This window comes from Halomonas kalidii (assembly GCF_030010475.1).
Lineage (GTDB): Bacteria > Pseudomonadota > Gammaproteobacteria > Pseudomonadales > Halomonadaceae > Halomonas > Halomonas heilongjiangensis.
This window is the reverse complement of the sequence record NZ_JASCQN010000025.1, coordinates 215,161-231,360: the sequence shown is the minus strand read 5'-3', so window position 1 is coordinate 231,360 and position 16,200 is coordinate 215,161. Positions and strand designations below refer to the sequence as shown.

Sequence of the window (16,200 nt, the reverse complement as noted above, 5' to 3'; positions counted from 1 at the left end):
GAGTCTCCGGAACGGGGTCGATGGCCATCAGGCCGAGAGCGGGTCGCGGGTCGGGGCAGCGGCGCGGCTCGACTGCCGCTGGCGACAGGCGCCGGCGAAGGCGTCGAACAGGGCGTGGTAGAGCGGATGCTCGCGGGGTCGCCACTCCGGGTGCCACTGCACGGCCAGGGCGAAGGCCGGCGCGCCGGCCACCGATACCGCCTCGATCAGGCCGTCGGGGGCCGTGGCCTCGGCGACGAGCCCCGGCCCCAGCTCGGCGATGCCCTGCTGATGCAGGGAGTTGACCCGGGCGCCCGGCCGGGAATAGAGCGCCGCGAGGACGCCCCCGGGAAGGATCGTCAGGTCGTGGGCCGGGGCATAGCGAGCCTCGAGATCGCCCGCCGGCTCGCGATGGTCGAGCAGGCCGGGCACCCCCTGCACCGCCTGGTGCAGGGTGCCGCCGAAGGCCACGTTGATCTCCTGGAAGCCGCGGCAGATGCCCAGCAGCGGCAGGCCGAGGTCCAGGGCGGCGGGAATGCACGCCAGCGCCACGGCATCGCGGTGGGGGTCGTCGCGGGTGTTCTCGGGGGCACGCTCGGCGCCGTAGCGCCCCGGCGCCACGTTGCTGTAACTGCCGGTCAGCAGCAGGCCGTCGAGATGGGCCAGCAGGTCCCCCTCCACGGCATCCTCCCAGACCGGCAGGATCACCGGTGCCAGGCCATAGTCGCGCAGGGCACTCAGGTACTTGTCGGTGACCATGTGGGCGGGGTGCCCCTCCACCTCACGGCGACAGGCGATCACGCCCACCAGGGGTCGGGTCTGCATCGCAGCCTCCTTGAAACACTCATGATGCGGTTTGTTATGCTTTACTCAACATACCGCCGTTGATTTCCCTTGCCAACACACCGTCGCTCCCGCTCGGATATTTTCGAGGTTAAGCAGTTGATATAAAGATAAATAAAAAAGATTGTCACGGGGCGAATCCGGCGTGTCACAACGACGCCGTTGTAAAGGATTTGACAACACCGGTTCTCTGCCGGAAAGATACCCCCATCAACAACGAACCAGACTCCACAGGTGACACCATGTCGTCCTTACCCGTCGATGAAGCTCGCGACTTTCTCTCACGCCACCCCGAGGTGGACAGCATCGACCTTCTGATCAGCGACCTCAACGGCGTGATGCGCGGCAAGCGCATTCCCCGCGACAACCTGGAGAAGGCGTGTCGTGACGGCGTCAACCTGCCGGCCTCGGTCTTCGCGCTGGATATCAACGGCAACACCATCGAGGAGACCGGCCTGGGGCTCGCCACCGGCGACGGCGACCGGGTCTGCCGGCCGATTGCCGGCACCCTGGTGCCGAGCCCCTGGCTGCGGCGGGGTCGCCAGGCGCAGCTGCTGATGACCATGGTCGAGGCCGACGAGACCCCGTTCTTCGCCGACCCCCGCCAGGTGCTCGCCCGGGTGCTGCAACGCCTGCGCCGCGCCGGCCTGACCCCGGTGGTCGCCGTGGAGCTGGAGTTCTACCTGATCGACCGGGCCCGTACCGCCGCAGGGTTGATCCAGCCGCCGTGCTCGCCGGGCAGCGGCGAACGGGCGACCCAGAGCCAGCTCTACTCGATGCTCGAGCTCGACGAGTACGCCGACTTCCTCGAGGACATCCAGGCCGCGGCACTCGCCCAGGGGCTGCCCCTGGACACGGCCCTCAAGGAGTGCGCCCCGGGGCAGTTCGAGGTCAACCTGGTCCACTGCGACGATGCCCTGGCGGCCTGCGACAGCGCCGTGCTGCTCAAGCGTCTGATCAAGGGCGTGGCCCTGACCCACGACTTCGAGGCCACCTTCATGGCCAAGCCCTACGGCCTGGAGGCCGGCAACGGCACCCATGTGCACATCAGCCTGCTCGATGAGTCGGGGGCGAACGTTTTCGCCGCCGAGGACGGCGCCCCCCTGGGCACGCCCCGGCTGCGTCAGGCGATCGCCGGCCTGCTGGCGCTGATGCCACCCTCCATGGCGATCTGTGCGCCGAACCTCAACTCCTTCCGCCGTTTCCAGCCCGGGCTCTATGTGCCCATGGCGCCGACGTGGGGCTACGACAACCGCTCGGTGGCCCTGCGCATTCCCTCGGGCCCCAATGCGGCGCGGCGCATCGAGCATCGCGTCGCCGGCGCCGACGCCAATCCCTACCTGCTGATGGCCACGCTGCTGGCGGGGATCGCGCATGGGCTGGAGCAGTGCCTGTCGCCGCCCCCGGCCGTGAGCGGCAACGCCTATGAGCAGTTCGAGCCAAGCCTGACCAACAGCTGGCACCAGGCCCTCGCCCTGCTCGAGGCCGACGAGGTACTGGGCGAGGCGCTGGGCCACGACTTCCTCCGGGTGTTCGTGGCCAACCGGCGCGCCGAGCGCGCCCAGGCCATGCAGGAGGTCAGCCACCTGGAGTACGCCTGGTACCTGCGCCACGTCTGAGCGGGCGATGCAGGGCCATGCCACGACAAGCACAACGGCCCCCGCCCGGATCCCGTGACCGACAACAACATCCCCAAGGAAGCCGAGAATGAGTCACTCTGCCCACCCCTTTTCGCCCAGCCTCCCCGACCGGCGCGGCTCGGGGCGCACCCTCCTGCTGTTCAGCCTGGTCATGGCCACGGTCGTCGGCCTGACCCTCTCGCACCCCGCCGGCAGCGACTATGGCTGGATCAGCCTGGTCCCCTCGCTGATCGTGCTGGTGGTGGCCATCGCCACCCACCGGACCCTCGAGGCCCTGGCGATCGGCTCGATCGCCGGCCTGATCCTGCTCCAGCCGCAGGATTTCGTCGGCGAACTGGCCGACATCTCCCTGTCGGTAATGATGGACGAGACCATCGCCTGGCTGATCCTGGTCTGTGGCCTGATGGGCGGCTTCATCGCCATGCTGGAGAAGTCGGGCTGCACCCTGAGCTTCAGCCACTTCATGACCCGCCTGGTCAGGACGCGCCGCCAGTCGTTGCTGAGTACCGCCGCCCTGGGGGTGCTGATCTTCATCGATGACTACCTCAATGCCCTCGCCACCTCGGCGGCCATGAAGCGCCTCACCGACCGTTTCGGGGTCTCCCGGGAGAAGCTGGCCTATATCGTCGACTCCACCGCGGCACCGATCTGCATCCTGGTGCCGCTCTCCACCTGGGCGGTCTACTTCGCCGAGCTGCTCGAGACCAACGGCGCCACCGAGACCTCCGGCATGTGGCTGTATATCCAGTCGATCCCCTTCATGCTCTATGGCTGGGTGGCCCTGGGCCTGGTGCTGCTGGTGGCCGGCGGGCTCGTGCCGGACCTGGGGCCGATGAAGGCCGCCGAGGCCCGCGCCAGGGCCGGTCAGCCGATCCCCGACGGTGCACCCGATGTCGCGCTCGGCGACGACGAGGCCCCGCGGACCCGCCCCTGGGTCGGCGTGTTCAACTTCCTGGCCCCGATGGCGGTGCTGATCGGCGCCAGCGCCTGGTTCGAGATCGACCTGCTCAAGGGGGTGATCGTGGCGATCATGTTCACCATCCTGCTCTACCTGATCCAGCGCCTGGCCACCTTCAACACCCTGATGGATGCCATCATGGACGGCTTCCGCACCATGATGCTGCCATTGGCCATCGTCGCGGTGGGCTTCGTGCTGCGCGAGATCAACGAGCAGTTGGGCATGACCGCCTTCATGATCGATGCCCTGACCCCCCACCTGACGGTCGCCCTGCTGCCGGCCATCGTCTTCCTCTCCATGGCCGTGGTGGTGTTCGCCACCGGCTCCTCCTGGGGAGTGTTCGTGATCTCGATCCCCATCGTGATCCCCATCGCCCAGCACATGGGGGCCCCGATGCCCCTGGTCGTCGGTGCACTGCTCTCCGCCTCAAGCTTCGGCAGCCATGCCTGCTTCTTCTCCGACTCCTCGGTCCTCTCCTCCCAGGGCAGCGGCTGCCAGCCGATGCAGCACGCCCTGACCCAGTTCCCCTATGCCCTGCTGGGGGCCGGCATCACCGCGACGGGCTTCCTGGCCCTGGGCCACCTGCTGAGCTGAGCCGCCCCCAGACGCCAGCGCCCCGGCCATTCCTGGCCGGGGCGCTGGCGTTCATGACTTGTCGCAGGGTGGGGTCAGCCGCCCTGCGAGACCACCGCCTGCCACTGCGGCTGTCCCTCCTCGAGCAGTACCCGGTCGCCCTGGGGCGGGTTGTCCAGGCGGCTGGTCTGCACCATGTCACCATGCTGCCAAGTGACCTCGTAACCCTCGGTCTCCTGATGGGTATCCACCACCGTATGGCACTGGCGCTGGGTGGTCTGGATCGGGGCCGCCTGGGCCCGTTGATTGGCCTCGACGCGTTCCTGGACCTCGCGTCCGGCCAGGCCACCGCCCACGGCACCGGCCACGGTGGCGAGCTTCTTGCCACTGCCACCGCCCACCTGGTTGCCGAGCAGGCCACCGACGATGGCCCCGGCGGCGGTGCCGACGATCCGGTGGGGGTCTCGGCTGGGGGCCTGACTGGGTGCCGCCTGGCTCACCACCACGTCCTCGCACACCTCGCGGGGCGTCTCCACGGTGCGGGTCAGCGCCTCGACGCCGACGATCTCGGCGTACTGCGGCCCGCTCTCCTGCTGCTGAACCTGCCAGGCCCCGAAGGCCAGCCCACCCAGCCCCAACACCGCCAGGGTCGTGCCCACTACGATCGACTTGCTCATCTGTCACCTCCTTGGGGGCGCTCGGGCGCCTCTTGCGATGATGAGGGCATCGGCTCCGGGAGATGCATGACACGGGAAGGATTGCGATATCGAGTGGCGCTTCCTGCGCCTCCTCGAAGCGATGACCCGAGTATATGCCGACCGGGGGACGGTGACAGCGCCCAGCAGTGACTTCCATATTCTCTGACCAGCTGTCGGTGGATGACGACAGCCCCGATGCTCGCCTGGCCGGGTCAGCCGGGCGGCCCGGCGGGAGCGGGCTCGGGCGTCGCCAACGCTTCGAGCCCGAGCCCCCGACAGTGCGCGGCGTGATGCGCATCGAGCCAGGCGCGGGTGGCGCCCACCTGGTTGAAGCTGTAGACATGCAGGCCGGCGATCCCGCCGTCCCCGACGGCCGGGAGAAGCCCCTGCAGCAGGTCGTCGGGACGATAGACGGCGGGCTGCAGCAGGCGCCCGACCAGCCCCGTACGGCGACTCAACACCCGTGTCGAGGTGCCGAGCCCGAGGCGCATGGCCACCGACAGCAAGCGGGTACGCTCCAGCACGCCGGGGATCCCGGCATAGACCGGCAGGGTCATGCCGGATCGGCGCTGCCGTTCGAGCCAGGCCAGCACCGTCGAGGCCTCGAAGCACATCTGCGTCACGGCGTAGTCGGCCAGCGCCGCCTTGGCATCGAGGACCCGCTGCAGGGTGGCGTCATCGAAGCGGTGATGGCCCTCGGGATAGGCGGGGACCCCGAGGCGCGAGGGCCGTGACGACATCGCCGCCATGGCCTCGAGGAGCTCCACGCCGCCGGCGTAGTCCCCCGCGGGGCGCTCGGCGTCCCCCCCCACCACGAAGCAGTCGTCGATGCCGGCGGCCAGCAGGCGCGCCACCAACCGTCGCAGGTGGGCCGGGTCACGAACCAGGCGGGCGGCGATGTGGGGCACCGCCTGGAAGCCCGCCCCCACCAGCCACTCGGCCGCCTCCAGGGTCCGCTCGAGGCCGTGCCGCGGCGAGCAGGTCACGGTGACCACGGCCCCCGCTGGCAGGAACCGGGCCGCCTCCTGCATACCCTTGAGCGGCAGCAGTTCGTAGCGGGGGGCGGCAAGGACCTCGCGGATCCTGCCGACTGCCTCGACCGTCGCCAACCGCTGCATGTCGTTCATGGCTCAGCCCTTGGGGATTTCCTTGCTCGGGTCATGGAACGGCTTCGGCACCACCACGGCGTCCTGCATCCCGGTATTGGCCTCGATACGCAGTGGCGTGCCGAGCTCGGCATGGGCCGTCGGCACCATGGCATAACCGATATTGCGGTCCTGGCGCGGCGAGTGGGTGGCCGAGGTCACCTGGCCGATGCGTTCGCCGGCGGTGTCGTATACCGGGAAGACATCGATCATCGCCCCGTCGGTGAAGTAGCCGACGCTCGGCCCCTCGATCTCCACGCCCACCAGCTTGCGCGACACCCCCTCGGCCTTGATGCGTTCCAGCGCCGCGCGGCCGATGAAGTCGTCGTCGCCGCGCAGGTCGACCATCCAGTCGTAGCCCATGCCCACTTCGAAGGGGTTGGTGTCGTACCAGATGTCGCAGCCGAAGGCGAGGATCCCCCCCTCGATGCGGCGGATGTGACAGGGTCCGATGACCTGCAACTGATGGGGCCGGCCGGCCTCGAAGACCCGTTGCCAGAGGCGCTCGCCGTGACGGGACGCATCGCGGAGGTAGATCTCGTAGCCGATCTCGCCGGAATAGCCGGTGCGCGAGACCACCACCGACATGTCGTCGAGCGTCGCTTCCATGAGGTGGTAGTAGGGGATCTCCAGCACCCGCTCGCCGAACAGGTCGATCATGACCTGCTTGGCCTTCGGGCCCTGGACCTGTACCGGTGCCACGTCCACCTCCCGGATGGTGACGTCCATGCCCGAGTGGTAGGCCAGCCCCTGGCACCACAGCATCACGTCACTGTCGGCCAGCGACAGCCAGAAGCGATCCTCGTCGATGCGCAGCAGCACCGGGTCGTTGATGATGCCGCCGTCGGGTGCGGTGACGAAGACGTACTTGCACTGCCCGACCCGGCACTGGCGCATGTCGCGGGGCACCAGCATCTGGGTGAAGGCGAAGGCGTCCGGGCCTGCGATCTCGATCTGCCGCTCCACGCCCACGTCCCAGAGGGTGACGCCCTGCACCAGGGCCCAGTACTCGTCGACCGGGTCGGTATACAGCCGCGGATGATAGTGGTGGTTGTAGACGCTGTACTTGCGCACTCCGTGACGGCGAGAGGCGTAGAAGAACGGTGACTTGCGGATCCTCGGGTAGAGCAGGATCTCCGGTGCCTCCCGAGTATGTTCGATGCTTTCGATGACCTGGGACATGCTCATGTCTCCTTTCCGTTCCTGACCCGTACCAAGGGGTCGCGGAGGGACGGCGATCACCGTCCTTGAATCGAAGCTAGTGCCGCCGGCACCTGATCATGGCGCCAGCGACGACGGCCGCTTTGGTGGCTGCGACACCGACCCGTCCTGGCTGTCGCAATCGGCAAACTCCGCGTCGCAACCTGCGGTCGCAGCGACGAAAGTCGCAGTCGTCACAGCACAGCAAGAGGGCCTGGCTTGGATTATGGTGACAAGGGCGGGTCACCACAGGAGAGCAGTCATGGCGACACTACCCAGGCAGGCAAGTGCGGTGATCATCGGCCAGGGCGGCATCGTCGGCGCCTCGGTGGCCCACCACCTGATCGAGTTGGGCTGGGACAACCTCGTGGGGCTCGACAAGTCCGCCCTTCCCTCGGACATCGGCTCCACCTCCCACGCCTCCGACTTCTGCTACATGACGTCCCACGACAAGATGTCGTGCTACACCACCACCTACAGCCGGCGTTTCTACGAGCGCCTGGGCCACTATCGGCGCATCGGCGGCCTCGAGGTGGCACGCGTCGGCGACGACGCGCGCATGGAGGAGCTCAAGCGCAAGGTCGCCTCGGGCAAGGCGTTCGGCACCAATGTCCGGCTCATCGGCCCCGACGAGGTCGTCGAGCGCTTTCCGCTGGTACAGCGGGAGCTGATCCAGGGCGCGCTGTGGGACCCCGACGCCGGGCTGGTGGTGCCCCGCTCACAGCGGGTGGCGGGCGAGCTGATCGAGCAGGCGGTGGCCTCCGGCCGGCTCAGGGCCTTCGCCGACACCCCGGCACTGGACATCGACGTCAAGGACGGTCGGGTGCGTGGCGTGGCAACCGACAAGGGCTATATCGAGACCCCGGTGGTGATCGTCACCGCGGGGATCTGGGGGCCGATCCCGGCGGCCATGGCCGGTGCGGCGCTGCCGTTGATGCCGGTGGAACACCCCCTGCTGTTCTTCGGCCCCTTCGATGTCTTCGCCGGTACCGGCGAGGAGATCGGTTACCCGCTGCTGCGCGACCAGGGCAACTCCGCCTACATGCGCGACACCGGTGATCCGACGACCGCCGAGGGCGGTCGGCTCGAGTGGGGCTACTACGAAGCCACCGCCCCGCGCCTGGTGTCCCCCGACGAGATCCTCGAGCGCCATCAGGCACGGCTGTCGCCGTCCATGCGCGACCTCGAGATCGACCAGGTCATGGACGCCTTCACCCGCGCGGTGGAACTCACCCCCGCGCTCGGCGAACTGGGCTGGGACGAGAAGCACTCGTTCAACGGCCTGCTGTCGGTCACCGTCGACGGCGGCTCGCTGGTCGGCGAGTCACCGGAGACCCGCGGCCTGTGGTTCTGCGAGGCGGTCTGGGTCAAGGACGGCCCGGGCATGGGCAAGGTGCTCGCCGACTGGATCACCCGGGGAAGACCGGAGCTCGACCCCCACGGCATCGACATCGCGCGCTTCTACCCGGTGCAGAAGACGTCGCACTATGTCCGCGGGCGCTGTCTCGAGATCGCCAGGAAGATCTACGACCCGCCGGTGCACCCCCGCGAGCCCTTCGCCTCGGGCCGCGACCTGCGGCGCGGCCCCTTCTGGCCCCGGGAGCAGGCGCTCGGCGGCTACTTCATGGAGGCGGCGGGCTGGGAGCGCGCCCACGGCTATGCCGCCAACGAGGACCTGCTCGAGCGCTACGCTGACCGGGTGCCCGACCGCCCCAACGAGTGGGACGCTCGCCACTTCTGGCGGGTCTCCAACGCCGAGCACCTCGCGCTGAGCGAGGACGTGGGCATGATCAACCTCTCCCACTTCGCCATCTTCGACGTCTCCGGGCCCGACGCCGAGGCGCTGCTGGAGTACCTCTCGGTGGCCCGGGTGGGCGGCGAGACGCCGCTCGGCAAGGGGGTCTACACCCACTTTCTCGACGAGGTCGGCGGCGTGCACTCCGACCTGACCATCGTGCGCCTCGCCACCGATGCCTTCCGGGTGATCTGCGGCGGCGATACCGGCCATCGCGACTACGTGTGGATGACGCGCATGGCCGAGGCCAGGGGACTGACCCGCGTGCATGTCGAGGATCGCACCGACACCCTGGCCACCCTGGGCCTGTGGGGGCCCAATGCCCGGCGCACGCTGCAGGCGCTCGCCGACACCCCCCAGGCGCTGGAGGACGAGCGCTTCCCCTTCGCCACGGCCCGCGAGATCCGCGTACGCGGCCTGCCGATCTGGGCCTTCCGCATCTCCTATGTGGGCGAGCAGGGCTGGGAGCTGTACATCCCGTTCAGCTACGGGCTCGCCCTGTGGGACCTGCTGTACGAACAAGGCGTGACGCCGGTGGGCATCGAGACCTACGCCAACAGCCGCCGCCTGGAGAAGAGCCTGCGGCTGCAGAACGTCGACCTGCTCACCGAGTACAACCTCGTCGAGGCGGGGCTCGCGCGCCCCAGGGTCAAACCGGCGGATTTCCATGGCCGCGCCGCCTACCTGGAGCAGCGCGAGCGTGAGCGCCAGCCGGCCTACCTCTGCACCCTGACCCTGGACGAGAACCGGGACGCCGGGGGCGTGCCCCGCTATCCGGTGGGCCACTCGCCGATCCTCGACCCGGAGAGCGGCGAGGTGCTGGTGGACGCCCTGGGGCGCCGCTCCTACGTGACCAGCATCGCCTACGGCCCCTCGTTGGGCCGGATCATCGCCCTGGGTTACCTGCCGGCGGAGCATGCCCGTGAGGGCCACGTGCTCGCCATGGAGTACTTCGGCGAGCACTATCCACTGCGCGTCGAGGCCGTCGGTTATCGCGCCCTGTATGACCCGGACAATCGGCGCCCCAGGAGCTAGATGTGATCTCTCGGTAGGTGATTCATCCTGAGCCTACCCGGCCGGAAACTGGATACCGCGGCGCCGCGTTCACTCCTCACCGGGGGGGCGGGCCGCCTCGGCGTGCTGGGTCGCCGCCTCCGCCACCCGGTCACTGCGCCGCTTGCGTTCGCCACTGGGCGAATGACCGAAGCGGTCGTGGTAACACTTGGTGAAGTGCGGCGGCGAGATGAACCCGCACGCCAGCGCCACGTCGGTGATCGGCATGTGGGTCTGCCGCAGCAGCAGTCGCGCCCGCATCAGGCGCAGGTCCATGTAGTACTTCAACGGCGGGCAATCGACATAGCGCTGGAACAGCCGCTCCAGTTGGCGCCGCGAGAGGTCGGCATAGCTCGCCAGTTCGTCGAGCGACAGCGGCTCCTGCAGGTTCGCCTCCATGAGGGTGGCCACCTCCTCCAGCTTGGGATGGCTGTGACCGAGGCGCACCCGGAGCGGGGTGCGCTGACGATCGCCGACGTCCCGGATCCGCTCGTGGATGAACTCCTCGGCGATGGCCTCGGCCAGTTCCAGGCCCTGCTGTCGGGCGATGAGAGTGAGCATCATGTCGAGGGGCGAGATGCCGCCGGAGCAGGTGTAGCGGTCACGGTCCATGACGAACAGCTGCGAGGTGAAGGTCACCTCGGGAAACATGCGCGCCTCGTGGATGCTCGAGATATGTTCCCAGTGCAGGGTGCAGCGATAGCCGTTGAGCAGCCCCGCCTGGGCGAGCACGTAGCCGCCGGTGCAGACCCCCCCCAGGGGAATGCGTCGCCCGGCCAGGCGACGCAGCCATCTCAGGGTATCGCGATCGCAGTGGCGCTGGACGTCGACTCCGGCACACACCAGCACGAGGTCCAGCGACAGGTCCTCGTCGAACCCATGGTCCACGCCGGTCTGCAGACCGCTGCTGGCACTCACCGGGGCGCCGTCCCGGCTCACCAGGTGCCAGGTGTAGCACCGGCGGTCGACGAGATGGTTGGCCATGCGCAGCGGTTCCAGCGCCGAGGAGAAGGCGAGCTGAGAGAAGCCCGGCACCAGCAGGAAGCCGATCTCGTAGTGGCCGTTCGCCGGTGTGGCAATGGACTTCATCGCGCCTTCCTCCCGGAGTCGGGTTGTCTCTTCGCTACTTTAACGACAGTCGATCCACGGGGATAGTTGCGCGGCCCGGTGTCGCTGTGACCAAGCCCATTGACGTGGATGAGCAAAACCGGCCGCACGCGGGCGTGAATACTGGGCCTAACGCAACCCGCATGCCCCGTTGGCTAGTTCAGGGTTGAGACGCCAGGAGGTCGGGCGATGGCTACCATCCCGCAAGAAGTCAGGCACGCGCGGCCGTCGCTGCCGGACAACCTCACCATCGCCCGTGGTGCACGGCTCTGGCCCATCGAGGAGATCGCCCATCGCATGGACGTGCCCGGCGAGGCCGTGGAACCCTACGGCCGGGGCGTGGCCAAGCTGGACCTGAGTGCCGCGAATGCCCTCGCCGGGCGCCCGCGGGCTCGCTACGTGGTGGTCTCGGCGATCACGCCCACCCCACCCGGCGAAGGCAAGACCACCACCGCCATCGGCCTCGTCCAGGGCCTGCAGCAGCTCGGCCATGCCGCCACGGTCGCCCTGCGACAGTCCTCCATGGGACCGACGCTGGGCATGAAGGGCGGAGCCGCCGGCGGCGGCTATAGCCAGGTGGTCCCCATGGAGCGCATCAACCTGCACCTGACCGGTGATATCCATGCGGTCACCGCGGCCCATAACCTGCTCGCGGCGATGATCGACAATCACCTCCACCATCGCCGCCAGCTCGACCTGGACCCGGAGAACGTTCGCTGGCAGCGGGCGGTCGACATCAACGACCGCGCCCTGCGTCACATCGTCACGGGCCTGGGCCCGCGCGCCGATGGCGTCACCCGCCAGAGCGGCTTCGAGATCACCGCCGCCTCCGAGGTCATGGCGGTGCTCGCCCTGGCCGACTCCCTGCGGGACCTGCGTCAGCGCCTGGGCCGCATGGTGGTGGGCTACACCCGCGCCGGCGAGCCGGTCACCGCCGAGGAGATCGGGGCGGCCGGCGCCATGACCGCCCTGCTCAAGGAGGCGATCAAGCCCAACCTGCTGCAGACCCTGGAGCACGCGCCGGCGCTCATCCACGCCGGGCCGTTCGGCAACATCGCCCACGGCAACTCCTCCATCGTCGCCGACCGGATCGGCATTCACGCCGGGGACTACCTCGTCACCGAGGCGGGCTTCGGTGCGGACATGGGGGCCGAGCGGTTCTTCAACATCAAGTGTCGCGCCTCCGGGCTGACGCCGGACGCCGCGGTACTCGTGGTCACGGTACGGGCCCTGAAGTACCACTCCGGGCACTACCGCGTGGTGCCCGGCAAGCCGCTTCCCGCCGCCATGCTGGCGGAGTGCCCCGAGGACGTGCGCGCCGGTGCCGCCAACCTGATCAAGCAGATCGACAACATCCGCGCCCACGGCGTCACGCCGGTGGTGGCGATCAATGCCTTCCCGTCGGACAGCCCCGGCGAGCATGCCGTCATTCGCGACATCGCCGAGGCCGCCGGCGTCCGCGCCGTGGTCACGACCCATGTCCGCGACGGCGGCGCCGGCGCCATCGAGCTGGCACAGGCCGTGGTCGCTGCCGCCGACGGCGGCAGCGAGTTCCGCTTCCTCTACCCGGACGACATGCCGCCGGACGCCAAGATCGAACGCATCGCCACCCGGCTCTACGGCGCCGCCGACGTCGCCTTCTCCCCCGAAGCACGCGACCAGCTCGATGCCTATCGGCAGCAGGGCCATGGCGCCTTGCCGGTGTGCATCGCCAAGACCCACCTGTCGCTCACCGCGGACCCGGCGCGGCTCGGCGCCCCCACCGGCTGGACCCTGCCGGTGCGCGAGGTGCGGCTATCCGCCGGCGCCGGTTTCCTCTATGCCCTGTGCGGCGACATCCGCACCATGCCCGGCCTGGGCGCCGATCCGGCCGCCGCCCATATCGATATCGACGACAACGGCGAGATCACCGGGCTCTATTGAACCCGCTGCAGGCGCCGAGTTCAGACACCCAGGCGATCGCGGGTCGCGTAGTACCAGGCCCCCAGTGCCGAGAGCGGCACCCGCAGCAGGCGCCCGCCGGGGAACGGCAGGTGGGGGATGCCGGCGAAGGCGTCGAAGCGCTCGCCCTGGCCGTGCATCACCTCGGCGATCAGCTTGCCGGCCAGGTGCGAGCAGGTGACGCCATGCCCGGAATAGCCCTGGGCGTAGTAGACGTTGCCGTTGATCACCCCGAACTGCGGCAGGCGATTGAGGGTCAGCAGGAAGTTGCCGCTCCAGGCGTAATCCACCTTGACGTCGGCCAACTGGGGGAAGGTCCTGAGCAGCTTGGGGCGTATCACCGACTCGATGCTGGCCAGATCCTGGCCGCCATAGCTGGTCCCGCCTCCGTAGAGCAGGCGGTTGTCGGCGGTGAGGCGATAGTAGTCGAGCAGGTAGTTGCAGTCCTCCACCGCCTTGTCGTTCGGGATCAGCTCCCTGGCCAGCGCCTCGCCCAGGGGCTCGGTGGTGACGATCTGGGTGCCACAGGGCATCGACCTGCCCTCCAGCACCGGCAGCACCCCCTGCAGGTAGGCATTGCCGGCCATCACCACCCGTTCGGCGCGCACCTTCCCGCGCGGCGTCGTCAGCACCACCGGCTCGCCGTGGACCACCTCGGTGACCGGCGACTGCTCGAAGATCCGCCCGCCCAGCGATTCGACGGCGGCGGCCTGACCCAACACCAGGTTGAGGGGATGGATATGGCCCCCGGAGTGGTCGATCAGCGCACCGGTGTAGCGTGAGCTTCCCACCTCCCGCTTGACCGCCTCCCCCTCCAGCAGCTCCAACTGATCATGGCCGTAGCGTTCCCAGAGCGCCTTGTGCTCGCGGAGCCCCTCGAGCTGCTTCGCGTTGCAGGCGGCGAAGAGGTTGCCGTCACGCAGGTCACAGGCGATACCGTACTGTTCGATGCGGTGGCGGATGATGCGGTTGCCCTCGAAGGCCATGTCGCCCAGGGCCCGGGCGCTCTCGGCCCCATACTTGGCCTCGATCACGTCCATGTCGCGGCTGTAGCTGTTGACGATCTGGCCACCATTGCGCCCCGAGGCGCCGAAGCCGACCCGGGCGGCCTCCAGCACCACCACCGACAGCCCCTGCTCGGCCAGGTGCAGGGCAGACGAGATACCGGTGAAACCGGCCCCCACCACGCAGACGTCGCAGTCGATCTCGCCGGAGAGCCCCGGACGCTCCGGGGCGGGGTTGGCGGTGGCCGCGTACCAGGAGGCCACATGGGCGGCGGGCGGCTGGACGGTCATTGGCACACTCCTCACGTGTTGATTATTTAAACCATGCTAGCATAACCGCCCAGCTTGATGGCTAGCCAGACACCTAAAATTCGCCAAAAAATGCCCCAACGGCAACAAGCCATTGGGGCTTCGGGGTCGTACCCGACCACTCCGATCGTCGAGTATTCCACTACAACTGCATTATCATCACCTAGGAGGCTCAGGCCTCCTGCATCGCCAACTGCATCGCCTGGCGCCGCTTGGCCTCGCTGCGGCGCATCAGGTACCAGGCCAGGAAGGTGGCCAGCGACACCGCCAGGATGATCAGGGTGGCGAGGGCATTGATCTTCGGTGAGACCCCGAGACGCACCGAGGAAAAGACCACCATGGGCAGGGTGGTGGCGCCGGGCCCGGAGACGAAGCTGGCAATCACCAGGTCATCAAGAGAGAGGGTGAAGGCCAGCAGCCAGCCGGCGGCCAGCGCCGGGGCGATTACCGGCAGGGTGATCTGGAAGAAGGTCTTCACCGGGGGGGCGCCCAGGTCCATGGCCGCCTCCTCCAGGGAGAGGTCTACCTCGCGCAGCCGCGAGGAGACCACCACCGCCACATAGGCGCTGCAGAAGGTGGTATGGGCGATCCAGATGGTGGTCATGCCACGATCCCCTGGCCAGCCGATCAGCTCCGCCATATGCACGAACAGCAGCAGCAGCGAGAGGCCGGTGATCACCTCCGGCATCACCAGGGGCGCGGTGATCATGCTGGCCAGCGCCGTCTTGCCGCGGAAGCGACCGAAGCGCACCATCACGAAGGCGGCGAGGGTCCCCAGGCAGACCGCCATGCTGGCGGAGAAGAAGGCAATCCGCAGGCTGGTCCAGACCGCATCGAGGATCTGCTGGTCGCGCAACAGCTCGATATACCAACGCCCGGAGAAGCCCGCCCAGACCGTGACCAGCCGCGAGGCATTGAAGGAGTAGAAGACCAGGATCAGCATCGGCAGGTAGAGAAACACCAGCCCCAAGATCAGCATCACCGTGGTAAAGGATGGCTTTCTCATGGTCACTCCTTGAGTTCACGGGACTGATAGCGATGGAAGAGCGCGATGGGGATCAACAGCAGCGCCAGCATCACCATGGCCAGCGACGAGGCCACCGGCCAGTCGCGGTTGTTGAAGAACTCCTCCCATAGCACCTTGCCGATCATCAGCGTATCGGGGCCGCCCAGCAGCTCGGGGATCACGTACTCCCCCACCGCTGGAATGAACACCAGCATGGAGCCGGCGATGATCCCGCCCTTGGAGAGCGGCAGGGTCACCCTGAGGAAGGTATTGAGGCTCCGCGAACCGAGATCCGAGGCGGCCTCCAGCAGGGAGCCGTCGAGGCGGGTCAGGTTGGCGTAGAGCGGCAGCACCATGAAGGGCAGATAGGCGTAGACGATGCCGAGGATCACCGCGAAGTTGGTGTTCATCATGCGGATCGGCGTGTCGATCAGCCCGGCCCAGAGCAGCACGCTGTTGACCAGCCCGTTGTTGCTGAGGATCCCCATCCAGGCATAGACCCGGATCAGGAAGGAGGTCCAGGAGGGCAGCATCACCAGCAGCAGCAGCACCAGCTGCCAGTGGGCCGGGGCCCGGGCCATGGCATAGGCCATGGGGTAGCCGATCAGCAGGCAGGCCAGGGTCGAGACGAAGGCGATCTTCAGCGAGCCCCAGTAGGCCGACACATAGAGGCTGTCGGACATCAGGAAGAGGTAGTTGCCGAAGGTCACCACCAGGCTCAGGGTCTCGGCGCCAACATCCACCATGGCGCTGTAGGGCGGAATGGCGATGGCCGCCTCGGAGAGGCTGATCTTGAGCACGATGCCGAAGGGCAGCAGGAAGAACAGGGTCAGCCATAGCAGGGGCACGGCGATGACCCAGCCGCGACGGGGCTTGAGCCACCGCCGCAGGCGTTGCGAAGTCAGGGCAGGCATAAGTCGTCTCCGATCGGGAGCGGGGAATCCAGGGT

Annotated in this window: 12 protein-coding genes; 4 read left to right on the top strand and 8 right to left on the bottom strand. The window is 68.2% G+C overall.

What is annotated here, in order from left to right; all coding sequences use genetic code 11:
* Positions 1 to 27 precede the first annotated feature (27 nt).
* The gene (locus QLQ85_RS05715; RefSeq protein WP_282738100.1) at positions 28 to 804 is read right to left on the bottom strand and encodes a gamma-glutamyl-gamma-aminobutyrate hydrolase family protein; all 777 of its coding nucleotides are present in this window, start codon (positions 802 to 804) and stop codon (positions 28 to 30) included.
* A 260-nt stretch (positions 805 to 1,064) separates the two neighbouring features.
* On the opposite strand from QLQ85_RS05715, the gene QLQ85_RS05710 reads away from it, so the two are divergent.
* Together QLQ85_RS05710 and QLQ85_RS05705 are read left to right on the top strand one after the other, a co-directional pair.
* A complete protein-coding gene (locus QLQ85_RS05710; RefSeq protein WP_282738099.1) occupies positions 1,065 to 2,441 on the top strand; it encodes a glutamine synthetase family protein in 1,377 nt (458 codons plus the stop codon).
* 88 nt (positions 2,442 to 2,529) lie between these two features.
* A complete protein-coding gene (locus QLQ85_RS05705) occupies positions 2,530 to 4,014 on the top strand; it encodes a Na+/H+ antiporter NhaC family protein (protein WP_282738098.1) in 1,485 nt (494 codons plus the stop codon).
* A gap of 74 nt (positions 4,015 to 4,088) precedes the next feature.
* Here QLQ85_RS05705 and QLQ85_RS05700 read toward each other — a convergent pair whose 3' ends face one another.
* The 3 genes from QLQ85_RS05700 to QLQ85_RS05690 form a co-directional block, all read right to left on the bottom strand.
* Positions 4,089 to 4,670, bottom strand: coding sequence for a glycine zipper 2TM domain-containing protein (locus tag QLQ85_RS05700; protein ID WP_282723581.1), 582 nt, complete (start codon positions 4,668 to 4,670; stop codon positions 4,089 to 4,091).
* A gap of 233 nt (positions 4,671 to 4,903) precedes the next feature.
* On the bottom strand, positions 4,904 to 5,818 hold the full coding sequence (locus QLQ85_RS05695; RefSeq protein WP_282738097.1) for a methylenetetrahydrofolate reductase: 915 nt from the start codon (positions 5,816 to 5,818) through the stop codon (positions 4,904 to 4,906).
* A 3-nt stretch (positions 5,819 to 5,821) separates the two neighbouring features.
* Positions 5,822 to 7,018 carry a glycine cleavage T C-terminal barrel domain-containing protein gene (locus QLQ85_RS05690; RefSeq protein ID WP_282738096.1) on the bottom strand — a complete coding sequence of 399 codons (1,197 nt, stop codon included), beginning with the start codon at positions 7,016 to 7,018 and terminating at the stop codon, positions 5,822 to 5,824.
* A gap of 280 nt (positions 7,019 to 7,298) precedes the next feature.
* On the opposite strand from QLQ85_RS05690, the gene QLQ85_RS05685 reads away from it, so the two are divergent.
* The gene (locus tag QLQ85_RS05685) at positions 7,299 to 9,866 is read left to right on the top strand and encodes a GcvT family protein (RefSeq protein ID WP_282738095.1); all 2,568 of its coding nucleotides are present in this window, start codon (positions 7,299 to 7,301) and stop codon (positions 9,864 to 9,866) included.
* Between the two features lie 69 nt (positions 9,867 to 9,935).
* Here the strand turns inward: QLQ85_RS05685 and QLQ85_RS05680 are convergent, their stop codons facing one another.
* Positions 9,936 to 10,973, bottom strand: a complete 1,038-nt coding sequence (locus QLQ85_RS05680) for a GlxA family transcriptional regulator (RefSeq protein ID WP_282738094.1) — start codon at positions 10,971 to 10,973, stop codon at positions 9,936 to 9,938.
* A 207-nt stretch (positions 10,974 to 11,180) separates the two neighbouring features.
* On the opposite strand from QLQ85_RS05680, the gene QLQ85_RS05675 reads away from it, so the two are divergent.
* Complete coding sequence (locus QLQ85_RS05675) at positions 11,181 to 12,914, top strand: formate--tetrahydrofolate ligase (protein WP_282738093.1); 1,734 nt, start codon at positions 11,181 to 11,183, stop codon at positions 12,912 to 12,914.
* Positions 12,915 to 12,934: 20 nt separating this feature from the next.
* Here the strand turns inward: QLQ85_RS05675 and QLQ85_RS05670 are convergent, their stop codons facing one another.
* The 3 genes from QLQ85_RS05670 to QLQ85_RS05660 form a co-directional block, all read right to left on the bottom strand.
* The gene (locus QLQ85_RS05670) at positions 12,935 to 14,227 is read right to left on the bottom strand and encodes an NAD(P)/FAD-dependent oxidoreductase (protein WP_282738092.1); all 1,293 of its coding nucleotides are present in this window, start codon (positions 14,225 to 14,227) and stop codon (positions 12,935 to 12,937) included.
* Positions 14,228 to 14,417: 190 nt separating this feature from the next.
* Complete coding sequence (locus tag QLQ85_RS05665) at positions 14,418 to 15,251, bottom strand: ABC transporter permease subunit (RefSeq protein ID WP_282723574.1); 834 nt, start codon at positions 15,249 to 15,251, stop codon at positions 14,418 to 14,420.
* A 2-nt stretch (positions 15,252 to 15,253) separates the two neighbouring features.
* Positions 15,254 to 16,165: an ABC transporter permease subunit gene (locus tag QLQ85_RS05660; protein WP_282738091.1), complete on the bottom strand. Its 912-nt coding sequence runs from the start codon at positions 16,163 to 16,165 to the stop codon at positions 15,254 to 15,256.
* Positions 16,166 to 16,200: the final 35 nt, after the last annotated feature.

What these genes read in the sequence shown, in the direction of transcription:
- QLQ85_RS05690 (WP_282738096.1), bottom strand. Translation starts at nt 7,018, where the DNA reads ATGTCCCAGGTCATCGAAAGCATCGAACATACTCGGGAGGCACCGGAG.
- QLQ85_RS05685 (WP_282738095.1), top strand. Translation starts at nt 7,299, where the DNA reads ATGGCGACACTACCCAGGCAGGCAAGTGCGGTGATCATCGGCCAGGGC.
- QLQ85_RS05695 (WP_282738097.1), bottom strand. Translation starts at nt 5,818, where the DNA reads ATGAACGACATGCAGCGGTTGGCGACGGTCGAGGCAGTCGGCAGGATC.
- QLQ85_RS05705 (WP_282738098.1), top strand. Translation starts at nt 2,530, where the DNA reads ATGAGTCACTCTGCCCACCCCTTTTCGCCCAGCCTCCCCGACCGGCGC.
- QLQ85_RS05680 (WP_282738094.1), bottom strand. Translation starts at nt 10,973, where the DNA reads ATGAAGTCCATTGCCACACCGGCGAACGGCCACTACGAGATCGGCTTC.
- QLQ85_RS05665 (WP_282723574.1), bottom strand. Translation starts at nt 15,251, where the DNA reads ATGAGAAAGCCATCCTTTACCACGGTGATGCTGATCTTGGGGCTGGTG.
- QLQ85_RS05715 (WP_282738100.1), bottom strand. Translation starts at nt 804, where the DNA reads ATGCAGACCCGACCCCTGGTGGGCGTGATCGCCTGTCGCCGTGAGGTG.
- QLQ85_RS05710 (WP_282738099.1), top strand. Translation starts at nt 1,065, where the DNA reads ATGTCGTCCTTACCCGTCGATGAAGCTCGCGACTTTCTCTCACGCCAC.
- QLQ85_RS05660 (WP_282738091.1), bottom strand. Translation starts at nt 16,165, where the DNA reads ATGCCTGCCCTGACTTCGCAACGCCTGCGGCGGTGGCTCAAGCCCCGT.
- QLQ85_RS05670 (WP_282738092.1), bottom strand. Translation starts at nt 14,227, where the DNA reads ATGACCGTCCAGCCGCCCGCCGCCCATGTGGCCTCCTGGTACGCGGCC.
- QLQ85_RS05675 (WP_282738093.1), top strand. Translation starts at nt 11,181, where the DNA reads ATGGCTACCATCCCGCAAGAAGTCAGGCACGCGCGGCCGTCGCTGCCG.
- QLQ85_RS05700 (WP_282723581.1), bottom strand. Translation starts at nt 4,670, where the DNA reads ATGAGCAAGTCGATCGTAGTGGGCACGACCCTGGCGGTGTTGGGGCTG.